Genomic DNA, 10,212 nt, shown 5'->3' with positions numbered 1-10,212 from the left:
TTGAGGAGCCCTCTTCCAAGGGCGCCCAGGGCTGCACCCGATCCCCCTGTCGCTCCCCCCTGGCTCCTCTCGCGCGGGGGGGCGGAAATGGTCTATGGTCCGCCCCCACCAACGCACCGAAGGGGGACTTGTCGCATGGTGGCTTTGCAAAGCCTGCTGGGGCTGGGGGTGTTCGTGGCCCTCGGGTGGGCGTTAAGCGAGAAACGGCGCGCCGTGGCGTGGCGCACCGTGGGCATCGGGGTGGCCTTGCAGATTGTCATCGCGCTGGCGCTCCTCAAGATTCCGTTCCTGCAACCCGTGTTCATCGCCCTCAACGATCTGGTCGGTGCCTTGCAGACGGCAACGCGGGCCGGATCGTCGTTCGTGTTCGGATACCTGGGGGGCGGAGAACTGCCCTATGCCCCGGGCGGAGCCGGATCGTCGTTCGTGCTGGCGTTCCAGGCGCTCCCCTTGATCCTGGTCATGAGCGCGTTGTCGTCGCTGTTGTTCCACTGGCGCATTCTGCCGGTCATCGTGCGCGGCTTCGCCCGGGCGCTGGAACGCACCTTGGGGGTGGGCGGCGCGGTGGGGGTCGCGGCGGCCGCCAACATTTTCGTGGGCATGGTCGAGGCGCCGCTGTTCATCCGCCCCTATGTCCGCCAGCTGACCCGGGCCGAGCTGTTCATGGTCATGACCTGCGGCATGGCCACCATCGCCGGCACGGTCATGGCCTTGTACGCCTCGTTCCTGCAAGGCGTGATCGATAATCCCCTGGGCCAGCTTCTGGTGGCCTCGCTGATCAGCGCGCCGGCGGCCATCGTGGTCGCGGTGTTGCTGGTGCCGGGAGAGGCCGGGACCCGGGGCGAGTACCAGCCCACGCCCTCGGAAGCGACCACGGCGATCGAGGCCATCGCCATTGGCGCCCAGGAAGGCGTGGCCTTGTTGTGGAACATTGTCGCCTTGCTGCTGGTCATGGTGGCCCTGGTGGCGCTGGTGAACGGCGCCCTGGGCCTGCTGCCCGACCTTGATGGGGCGCCCCTGACCCTGGAGCGCCTGCTGGGCTGGCTGATGGCGCCCGTGTGCTGGCTGATGGGCCTGCCCTGGGCCGAGGCCACGGTGGCCGCGCCCCTGTTGGGCATCAAGGTGATTTTGAACGAGCTGATCGCCTACCTGGGCCTGTCGCACCTGCCGGCCGACGCGCTTTCGGAGCGCTCGCGCCTGATCATGACCTATGCCCTGTGCGGCTTCGCCAACTTTGGCTCGCTGGGGATCATGGTCGGCGGCCTGACCGCTCTGGCCCCGGAACGCCGGGCCGAAATCGCCGGCCTCGGCCTGAAGTCGATCCTGTCGGGCACGCTGGCCACCTGCATGACCGGCGCCGTCGTGGGCCTCGTGGTGGGATGAGGGAAGCCGTGTCCGCGAGCGTGGCCGGGGTGCTCCCTCCGGGGGCGGGGGGCATCGTGGCGCTGGGGGTGCTGGCGCTGGCGGTGCTGCTGATCGGGGTTCTGGTGGGCCGGCTGCTGCCCCGCCGTCCGGCGGCGGGCCTGGGGCGACCCCTGGAAATCCTGGTGGCCGCGACCGAACGCCTGGCCCAGGCCCAAGCCGAGATGAACGGCCGCCTGGGGCAGGTCGCCGACGGCCAGGTCCGGGCCCAGGAAACCCTGGCTGCCCGCCTGGCGTCGATCGATGCCACCCAGCGCACCTTGGCCGACCTGTCGGGGCGCGTGGCCGGCTTGCATGCCCTGCTGGGCAACAAGCAGGCGCGCGGCGCCCTGGGGCAGGTTCAGATGGAGGACCTGGTCAAGGACCTGCTGCCGCCCGGGGCCTACCGTTTCCAGGCGCGTTTGGGCAACGGGCGCATCGCGGATTGCCTGCTGGTGCTGCCCAACCCGCCCGGGGTGCTGTGCCTGGATGCCAAGTATCCCCTGGAAGCCTACCGCGCCTGCCTGGAGGCCCGCACCGACAGCGCGCGCGAGGCGGCCCGGCGCGCCTTCGCCGGCGACGTGCTGCGCCACGTGCGCGACATCGCCGAGCGCTACATCGTGCCGGGCGAGACCGCCGATCAGGCCTTGATGTTCGTGCCGGCCGAGTCTGTCTACGCCGAGATCCACGCCCATCATCCGGGCGTGGTCGAGGAAGCCTTTCGCCGGCGGGTGTGGATCGTGTCGCCCACCACCTTGATGGCCACCCTGACCACGGTGCGCGCGATCTTGAAGGACGCGCGTCTTGCCGAAACCGCCACCCGGCTGCGCGGCGAGATCCAGGGACTGGTGGACGACGTGGCCCGCCTGGCCGAACGGGCCGAACGCCTGGGCCGTCATTTCGAGCAGGCGGCCACCGACGTGCGCGACCTGCGGATTTCGGCGACCAAGATCGTGCGCCGGGGCGAGGTCATCGATCGCCAGCAGCTGGGCGAGGACGAGGCCGACGACCGGTAAGGGGGCGCGTCCCGTCCCGTCCTTCCTTCAGGGTGTGGTGGAACCGGCCTGGGTGGCCAGCAGGCGCTCGACGAAAGCGGGAACCAGGCGCGAGGCCGGGCCGTGGTGGCACTCGTCGAACAGGCTGGCGCCGTGGCTGGGCTCCAGGTTCAGCTCCACGGTGCGCGCGCCGGCGTCGCGGGCCTGGCGCACGAAGCCGGCGGCGGGGTAGACGGTGCCCGAGGTGCCGATGGACACGAACAGGCCGCAGGCGTTCAAGGCAGTTTCGATCCGCTCCATTTCCAGCGGGATTTCGCCAAACCAGACCACATGCGGGCGCAAGGTGCCCCGCGCCTGACAGGCGGGACAGGGTTCGTCGAGATCCAGATCCCCTTCCCAGGCGTGAATCCGCTGGCACAAGGTGCAGCGGATCTTCAACAGCTCCCCGTGCATGTGGATGAGCCTGGTGGACCCCGCCCGTTCGTGCAGATCGTCGATGTTCTGGGTCACGAGCAACACCTCGCCCGGCCATTCGCGCTCCAGGCGGGCCAGCGCCAGATGGGCCGGGTTGGGGACCACGCCTTCGTCCCTCAGGCCCTGGCGGCGGGCATTGTAGAAGGCGTGCACGCGCTCGGGGTCGCGTTCAAAGCCCTCGGGGGTTGCCACGTCTTCCAGCCGGACCCGCGACCAGACGCCATCCGCGTCGCGAAACGTGTGCAGGCCGCTTTCGCGCGATATGCCGGCACCGGTCAGGACAACGATGGAAGGGGCGGACTGGGTCATCGGATGGAATCCTGTTCAAGGCCCCCAGCGCGACGCGACGGCCGGGGCCGGTTCGGAAAGGCGACGGGACAGGACATCCCCGCGCGACGGGGAAGGGCCCGGGCCCCGGGCGGGACGGCCGGGGTGTTCGCCGTTTGGATCGCGGGCCTTGCGTGGTATCAAGGGCCTGTCGGGCCACGCCGGGCCGTCAGTACGCCGAAGGAGAAGGCCGTGGTCAAGGTTCTGTTCGTGTGCACCGGGAATATCTGCCGTTCCCCGACCGCCGAGGTCGTGTTCCGCGCGCGGGTCGCGGACGCGGGGCTGGCCGCCACGATCGAGACCGACAGCGCGGGCCTGGCGGCCTACCACCTGGGCGAGCCCCCCGATCCGCGTACCCAGGAAGCCGCCGCCCGGCGGGGCCATGCCATGGCCGACCTGCGCGCCCGCCAGGTGAAGCCCGCCGATTTCAAGACGTTTGAATGGATCGTGGCCCTGGACCGCTCGCACCTGCACGGCCTGCGCCGGGTCGCGCCCCCGGGGACCCAGGGGCAGCTTTATCTGCTGCGGGATTTTTCGCAAAAGTATCCCGTGGGCGGCGATGTGCCCGACCCCTACTACGGCGGACCCGCCGATTTCGAACAGGTGCTTGATCTGGTCGAGGATGCCTGCGACGGCTTGCTGGCGGCCGTGCGCGCGACGATTTGAGGTTTCGGGCTGAGGTTTCGGGCCGGGGGTTCCGGGCCAAGGTTCCAGCCGGGGCTTTCGGGTTATTCCCCGCGAATGGCGCGGCCGGCCGACACGATGATGTCGCCGAATTCGCGCAAGAACACGCTGCCGCGCACCGTGCGCTGAATCAACACGCTGCGCCGGTCGGTTTCGTCGGTCTTGCGCTTGACCAGGCCATAATCCGACAGGCGATCGACGGCCCGCGTCACCGCCGGTTTCGAGATGTTGAGCAGGTTGGCCAATCCCCGCACCGTGTGCGGCGGCGGCGTCATGTAGACCGTCAGCAGCAAGGCCATCTGCCGGGCGGACAGGTCGGGGGCGTCGCGTCGCACGCTTTCGACGATCGAACCGCGCCATAAATCCAGGGCTTCGGCGGGGGAAATATCAACCGGCATCCGGGTTTTTCCAGACTGAGAAAGAGCTGTCCTAATGATAGCGAAACAATCGGCGTGGCGCCACGCTGCCGATTACAAGGAAGGCCCCGTGTATAACGGGGCCTTTCGATTCTGGCTACCGCTTCCTGGGAAGATTTCCCCTCAAGGCAACGTGTCGGAGGCGATATGATTTTTCAGGACAGAGAACAACGCGCGTAGTCCCTGGGCCGCGCCACCCTCTGGATGTCCGGGCCGGGAGGAGGGACGCCAGGCGTACAAGTCAAGGTGAGCCCAGCGCACGCCGGGATTGACAAAGGCCTTCAGGAACAAGGCGGCGGTAATGGCGCCCGCGAAGGGGCTTTCGGGCGCGTTGTTGAGATCGGCAAGGGCGCTGTCGAGCAAGGGACGATAGGGGCGCCACAAGGGCAGCCGCCAAAGGGGATCGCGCTGGGCGTGGGCGGCGGCCAGAAGGTGAGAAGCCAGCGCCTCGTCGTCGGTGAACAAGGCCGGCAGGTCCGGCCCCAGCGCGACGCGCGCGGCGCCAGTCAGGGTGGCGCAGTCCAGGAGCAAGGCGGGAGCGCTGGCGCTGGCCTCGGCCAGGGCATCGGCCAGGATCAGGCGGCCCTCGGCATCGGTGTTGCCGATTTCAACGCTCAGGCCCTTGCGCGACACGACGACATCGCCCGGGCGCAGGGCATTGCCGGCCACCACGTTGTCCACGGCCGGAATCAGGACCCGCAGCCGCACCGGCAGGTCGGCGGCCATGACCATGCGCGCGAGCGCCAGAACGTGGGCGGCGCCCCCCATGTCCTTTTTCATCAGGCGCATGCCGCTCGCGGTTTTGAGGTCGAGCCCGCCCGTGTCGAAGCACACGCCCTTGCCCACCAGGGTCACGGCCGGATGGGCCGGGTTGCCCCAGGTCAGATCAATGAGGTGTGGCGGGCGCGGGCTCGCGCGGCCCACCGCGTGAATCAGGGGATAGCCGGCCTCGCGCACCGCGTCCCCCACCAGGACATCGACCCGGGCGCCAAAGCGCTGCGCGGTGTGTTCGGCGGCGCGGGCCAGATCGGCGGGCCCGAGATCCTCGGCCGGGGTGTTGACCAGATCGCGCACCAGGGCGGTGGCGTCGAGCAGCGAGGCGACCAGGGCCCGGTCGGCACCCTCGGGCCACGCCAGGCGGGTCTTGGGGCGGCGTTCGGCGCTGCGGGTCAGGGGGCGGTAGCGGTCGAAGCGGTAGTGCGCCAGCGCCCAGGACAAGGCGACATCGGTGGCCCAGCCCGCCGGCAGGTCGGGCGCGTCCAGGCGGTACACCCCCGGGGGCAACTGGGCCGAGGCGCGCGCGAACACCAAGGGGCCCTCGGGGTCCATGCCCGGTGCGGGATCCGCCTCGGGCAGGGCCACGACGGCGCCCAGCACCGCGCCCTCGGAGTCGGGGAGCAGCAACGGAGAGTCGGGCGGGGCCTCCAGCCCCTGGGCCTTGATCCAGGCCTGGGCCGGGGCCGGCAGCCCCAGGGCCCATTCCGCGAAGCGCGACGCCCGCACGGCATGAAGGGGAAGGGCCCGGCGGGCGGCGTCGGGCTCAAGGACAGGATCGATCAGGCTGGCCAGCACGGGACGGGTTTCCTTTGGAAAAACAAGGCAAGGGGGCGCGAAAAGGGAGAGCCGCCTTTCTTGGAAAGATAAACTCAGGCAAAGGGATCCAGAGTGTGTTCGCTTCAATGTGAAACGGACGGACTCTAGAACTGCATGGGGCCGGCCCGTTCCAGGATCCCGGCGCGGCGATAGTAGCGCAGGGCACCCGGATGCAAGGGCACGGCGGTGCCCTGCACGGCCCGCTCGGGCGAGGCCGCGCGCATCTGGGGCGGGCCTTTCTGGTAAAGGCCGCGAATGCGCGGGTGCCACAAGGCGGCGGTGATCGATTCGATGAACAGGGGATCCAGGTCGGCCAGGGTGACCAGCACCGCGCCCACCTGCAACGTGGGCACGGGATCGGGATTGCCATAGGTGCCCGCCGCGACGTCGCCTTCCGTCAGATAGGGGGCCTGCGCGACCAGGCGATCCAGGCCCGGGGCGCTCAAGGGCGTGAGGGTGATCGGAAAACGCTCGCGCAGGGCCGAAACCAGGGCCACCGGCTCGCCCCCGAAAAAGAAAAAGGCATCCAGGCTGCCCTCGGCCAGGCGGTCGGCCGACTGGGCCGGCGCGTCGAACGAGGCCACAAGCGCGCTTTCCGGCAGGCCCACGGCCTTCAGCATCAAGCGCACGCTGGCCAGGGTGCCCGATCCCGGATCCCCCAGCGACACCTTGCGCCCCTTCAAGGCGGCGAGGTCGGTAATGCCAGCGTCGGCCCGGGTCACCAGATGCAGGCTTTCGGTGTACAAGGTGCCGATGGCGCGCAGTCCCGGAAGGGGGGGAACGCCGTCGCTCACCCGCGAGCCGCGAAAGGCGGCATACGCCACGTCGGCCTGGCAGATGGCGAAATCCAGAACCCGGGTGCCGAGCCCCCCCAGGTTATCGACCGATCCACCGGTGGACTGGGCCACCGCGATCAGGCCGGGCACGCCACACGCGCCGCCTTTTTCACACGGTCGCGAGCCGGGCGGGTTGGAAATGGCGCTGGCGATGAGGCCACCCACGGGAAAATAGGCCCCGCCGGTGCGGCCCGTGCCAATACGGGTGAAATGCAGATCATCGGCGCGGGCCGGGGTGGCGGCCTCGGCGCGGTGGGAGGCCCGGGCGAGCCCCCCCACTCCCGAGGCCAGCGAGGCCAGGGCAAGAGCGCCTTGAACCAGAAAGGCGCGACGGGACGGCGACATCTTCACCTTAAAAACCTCCAAGGCGCGGGCCTTTGGGTTGCAAAGGACGGCGGGCGGTGCCCCCGGGGGCGCGGGGCATGGGGTTCCATGTCGGTCCCCGGGGCGCGCATGACAAGCGCCCGCCCCCCCCGAAAACCGGATTTTTCGGGGGGCGGGCCTGCTCCGCGCCGGAGCGGTTCCTGGGAGGAAGGGTTAGATGCCGCCCATGCACAGGTACTTCAGTTCGGTGAAGTCATCGAGGCCATGGCGCGAGCCCTCGCGTCCGATCCCCGATTCCTTGACTCCGCCAAACGGCGCCACCTCGGTGGAGATGATCCCTTCGTTGATGCCGACAATGCCGTATTCCAGCCCCTCGGCCACCCGCCACACCCGGCCGATGTCGCGCGAATAGAAATAGGCCGCGAGTCCGAACGGGGTGTCGTTGGCCAGGCGCACGGCCTCTTCCTCGGTCGAGAAGCGGTACAAGGGCGCGACGGGGCCGAAGATTTCCTCGCGCGCGATGCGCATGGAGTCGGTCACGTTGGTGAGGATGGTGGGCTCGAAGAAGGTGCCGCCCAGCGCGTGACGCTTGCCACCCACCAAGGCGCAGGCCCCGTGCGCCAGGGCGTCGCCCACCAGGGCCTCGACCTTGGCCAGCCCCTCGGCATTGATCAGCGGACCTTGCTGGAAGCCGCCTTCCAGGGCCGGCCCCACCTGGATGGTGCGCACGTGGGCGGCCAGCTTTTCGGCGAAGGCGTCGTACACGCCGTCTTGAATCAGCAAGCGGTTCGCGCACACGCAGGTTTGCCCGGCGTTGCGGTACTTCGAGGCAATGGCCCCGGCCACGGCCGCGTCCAGGTCGGCGTCGTCGAACACAATGAACGGCGCGTTGCCGCCCAGCTCCAGCGACACCTTTTTCACGGTGCCGGCGCACTGGGCCATCAGGATCTTGCCCACCTCGGTCGATCCGGTGAACGACAGCTTGCGCACCACCGGGCTTTCGGTGAGCCGGCCGCCGACGGCGCGCGGATCGCTGCTGGTCACCACGTTGAACACGCCCGCCGGCAAGCCCGCCTGCAAGGCCAGCTCGGCCAGGGCCAGGGCCGACAGGGGGGTGTCCTCGGCCGGCTTGATCACCACCGGGCAGCCGGCGGCGAGCGCGGGCGCGACCTTGCGGGTGATCATGGCGCTGGGGAAGTTCCAGGGCGTGATCGCCGCGACCACGCCAATGGGCTGGCGCAGCACCAGCAGGCGCTTGTCGGTGCCGTGCGCCGGGATGACCTCGCCGTACTGGCGCTTGGCTTCCTCGGCGAACCATTCCACGAAGCTGGCGCCATAGGCGATTTCGCCGCGCGCCTCGGCGATGGGCTTGCCGTTCTCGGCGCTCATCAGCACGGCCAGGGGTTCCTGGTGGGCCAGGATCAGGGCATGCCAGGCCTTGAGGCGGGTGGCGCGTTCCTTGGCGGTCAGGGCCCGCCACGCCGGCCAGGCGGCTGCGGCGGCGGCAATGGCACGGTCGGTCTCGGCGGCGCCCAGGTCGGCCACGCGGGCCAGCTCGGCGCCGCTGGCCGGGTCGTGCACCGGGAAGGTGGCGCCGCTGTCGGCCGCGATCCACTGGCCAGCCACGAACGCCTTGTCCTTCAGCAAGCCGGCGGCACGAACCGAGGCCAGGGCGGCCTCGCTTTTGGATCCTTGGGACATGACGGCTCCTTGGCACGGGATCAAGAAGGGAAGAAAACGCGACGAGAAAACGCGATGATAAGGGCAAAATCACGGCCTTGGGGAGGCCCGGCCCCCTGTTTTCGATCTCTTTCGTATGAACCCGACCGGGGGGCGGATGCAACCACGGGCGCGGGGGCGGGGCCTTGACCGGGCGCCCGGCGCGCGGGATATGGATGGAAGGGCCGCCCGGGATGGTGGCCCGTCCGGTTTTCCCTCCGGCCCTCCTTGTCGCGCCTGGGGGCGCGCTTTCCTGTCGCGCCGGCTGGCGCGCTTTCGCGGAACCCTGCGATGCCCGATGTTCCCGCCTTCGCCCCTTCCGTCCTGGCCGATCTGACCGGGCGTTTGCTGGCCTGGTACGCGCGCGAGGGCCGGGATCTGCCCTGGCGGGTCAAGGGGGGGGCGCGGCCCGATCCCTATCGGGTGTGGCTGTCCGAAGTCATGTTGCAGCAAACCACCGTGGCCACGGTGGGCCCCTATTACGCGGCCTTCCTGGCCCGCTGGCCCACGGTCGGGGCCCTGGCCGGGGCATCCCTCGACGACGTGCTGACCGCCTGGGCCGGGCTCGGCTACTACGCCCGCGCGCGCAATCTGCACGCGTGCGCGAGGGCCGTGGTCGAGCACCATCAGGGCCGTTTTCCCGATACCGAGGCCGCCTTGCACACCCTGCCCGGGGTGGGGGCCTACACCGCCGCCGCCATCGCGGCCATTGCGTTCGGGCGCCGGGCGGTGGTGGTGGATGGCAACGTGGAACGGGTGATGGCGCGCTTGTTCGCGCTGGGCGATCCTCTGCCCGGCGCGCGCAAGGCCTTGAAAGCCCGTGCCGACAGCCTGACCCCCGAGGCGGCGCAGGCCGGCGACTACGCCCAGGCGGTGATGGATCTGGGGGCGACCTTGTGCACGCCCCGTAATCCGGCCTGCGGGCTGTGCCCGTGGCGCGATGCCTGCCAGGGCCGGCGCCTGGGGCTGGCCGAGTCCCTGCCGGCCAAGGCGCCGCGTCCGGAAAAGCCCACCCGGCGCGGGATTGCCTTTTGGGCCGAGCGCGCCGACGGGGCGGTGCTGTTGCGCCGGCGCCCCGAACGGGGCCTGCTGGGGGGCATGATGGAAATCCCCTCCACTCCCTGGCGCGAAGAGCCCTGGACCCTGGCCGAGGCGCTGGCGGACGCTCCCTTGAGCGCCGAGTGGAAGCCGGTGCCGGGGCGGGTGCGCCATACCTTCACGCACTTTCATCTGGAACTGGACGTGGTCGCGGCCCGGGTGGGCCTGAATGCCCACGCCCGGGGGGTCTGGGTCGCTCCCGACGACCTGGGCCACCACGCCCTGCCCACCGCGATGACCCGCATCGTCCACCTGGCCCTTACCCGCAAGGAGCGGGGATAAGCGAGGGGGCGGGGCAGGGCGCCCCCCGTGCTTTCCCCGGACAAACTCTAGACTGAAACTGGA

At 70.0% G+C, this 10,212-nt stretch carries 9 protein-coding genes; 4 read left to right on the top strand and 5 right to left on the bottom strand.

Annotated elements, in window-relative coordinates; all coding sequences use genetic code 11:
* Positions 1 to 135 precede the first annotated feature (135 nt).
* Both ROR02_RS15035 and ROR02_RS15030 read left to right on the top strand, forming a co-directional pair.
* Positions 136 to 1,383, top strand: coding sequence for a NupC/NupG family nucleoside CNT transporter (locus tag ROR02_RS15035; protein ID WP_147164863.1), 1,248 nt, complete (start codon positions 136 to 138; stop codon positions 1,381 to 1,383).
* 8 nt (positions 1,384 to 1,391) lie between these two features.
* Positions 1,392 to 2,417, top strand: coding sequence for a DNA recombination protein RmuC (locus tag ROR02_RS15030; protein WP_246135577.1), 1,026 nt, complete (start codon positions 1,392 to 1,394; stop codon positions 2,415 to 2,417).
* A 27-nt stretch (positions 2,418 to 2,444) separates the two neighbouring features.
* On the opposite strand, the gene cobB is transcribed toward ROR02_RS15030, so the two are convergent.
* On the bottom strand, positions 2,445 to 3,179 hold the full coding sequence (cobB, locus tag ROR02_RS15025) for a Sir2 family NAD+-dependent deacetylase (protein WP_147164861.1): 735 nt from the start codon (positions 3,177 to 3,179) through the stop codon (positions 2,445 to 2,447).
* 210 nt (positions 3,180 to 3,389) lie between these two features.
* On the opposite strand from cobB, the gene ROR02_RS15020 reads away from it, so the two are divergent.
* Positions 3,390 to 3,863, top strand: coding sequence for a low molecular weight protein-tyrosine-phosphatase (locus tag ROR02_RS15020; RefSeq protein ID WP_170245143.1), 474 nt, complete (start codon positions 3,390 to 3,392; stop codon positions 3,861 to 3,863).
* A 62-nt stretch (positions 3,864 to 3,925) separates the two neighbouring features.
* Here ROR02_RS15020 and ROR02_RS15015 read toward each other — a convergent pair whose 3' ends face one another.
* The 4 genes from ROR02_RS15015 to ROR02_RS15000 all read right to left on the bottom strand — a co-directional run bounded on the left by ROR02_RS15015 (position 3,926) and on the right by ROR02_RS15000 (position 8,751).
* Positions 3,926 to 4,279, bottom strand: coding sequence for a MarR family transcriptional regulator (locus tag ROR02_RS15015; RefSeq protein ID WP_147164859.1), 354 nt, complete (start codon positions 4,277 to 4,279; stop codon positions 3,926 to 3,928).
* A 141-nt stretch (positions 4,280 to 4,420) separates the two neighbouring features.
* Positions 4,421 to 5,869 (bottom strand): leucyl aminopeptidase family protein, encoded by a 1,449-nt coding sequence (locus ROR02_RS15010; protein WP_246135576.1) that lies wholly within the window; start codon positions 5,867 to 5,869, stop codon positions 4,421 to 4,423.
* Positions 5,870 to 5,994: 125 nt separating this feature from the next.
* Positions 5,995 to 7,071 (bottom strand): TAXI family TRAP transporter solute-binding subunit, encoded by a 1,077-nt coding sequence (locus ROR02_RS15005; RefSeq protein WP_147164858.1) that lies wholly within the window; start codon positions 7,069 to 7,071, stop codon positions 5,995 to 5,997.
* A gap of 192 nt (positions 7,072 to 7,263) precedes the next feature.
* The gene (locus ROR02_RS15000) at positions 7,264 to 8,751 is read right to left on the bottom strand and encodes a succinate-semialdehyde dehydrogenase (protein ID WP_147164857.1); all 1,488 of its coding nucleotides are present in this window, start codon (positions 8,749 to 8,751) and stop codon (positions 7,264 to 7,266) included.
* Positions 8,752 to 9,060: 309 nt separating this feature from the next.
* Here ROR02_RS15000 and mutY point away from each other — a divergent pair, with 309 nt between their 5' ends.
* Positions 9,061 to 10,149, top strand: a complete 1,089-nt coding sequence (mutY, locus tag ROR02_RS14995; protein ID WP_147164856.1) for an A/G-specific adenine glycosylase — start codon at positions 9,061 to 9,063, stop codon at positions 10,147 to 10,149.
* Positions 10,150 to 10,212 lie beyond the last annotated feature (63 nt).

Origin of the sequence: Pararhodospirillum oryzae (assembly GCF_007992075.1) — a bacterium.
Lineage (GTDB): Bacteria > Pseudomonadota > Alphaproteobacteria > Rhodospirillales > Rhodospirillaceae > Pararhodospirillum > Pararhodospirillum oryzae.
The sequence above is the reverse complement of the archived record's forward strand: the minus strand, read 5'-3'. Positions and strand labels throughout refer to the sequence as shown.

Excerpts from the sequence above, each read along its gene's own strand:
- mutY (WP_147164856.1), top strand. The coding sequence starts at position 9,061 with ATGCCCGATGTTCCCGCCTTCGCCCCTTCCGTCCTGGCCGATCTGACC.
- cobB (WP_147164861.1), bottom strand. The coding sequence starts at position 3,179 with ATGACCCAGTCCGCCCCTTCCATCGTTGTCCTGACCGGTGCCGGCATA.
- ROR02_RS15015 (WP_147164859.1), bottom strand. The coding sequence starts at position 4,279 with ATGCCGGTTGATATTTCCCCCGCCGAAGCCCTGGATTTATGGCGCGGT.
- ROR02_RS15000 (WP_147164857.1), bottom strand. The coding sequence starts at position 8,751 with ATGTCCCAAGGATCCAAAAGCGAGGCCGCCCTGGCCTCGGTTCGTGCC.
- ROR02_RS15035 (WP_147164863.1), top strand. The coding sequence starts at position 136 with ATGGTGGCTTTGCAAAGCCTGCTGGGGCTGGGGGTGTTCGTGGCCCTC.
- ROR02_RS15005 (WP_147164858.1), bottom strand. The coding sequence starts at position 7,071 with ATGTCGCCGTCCCGTCGCGCCTTTCTGGTTCAAGGCGCTCTTGCCCTG.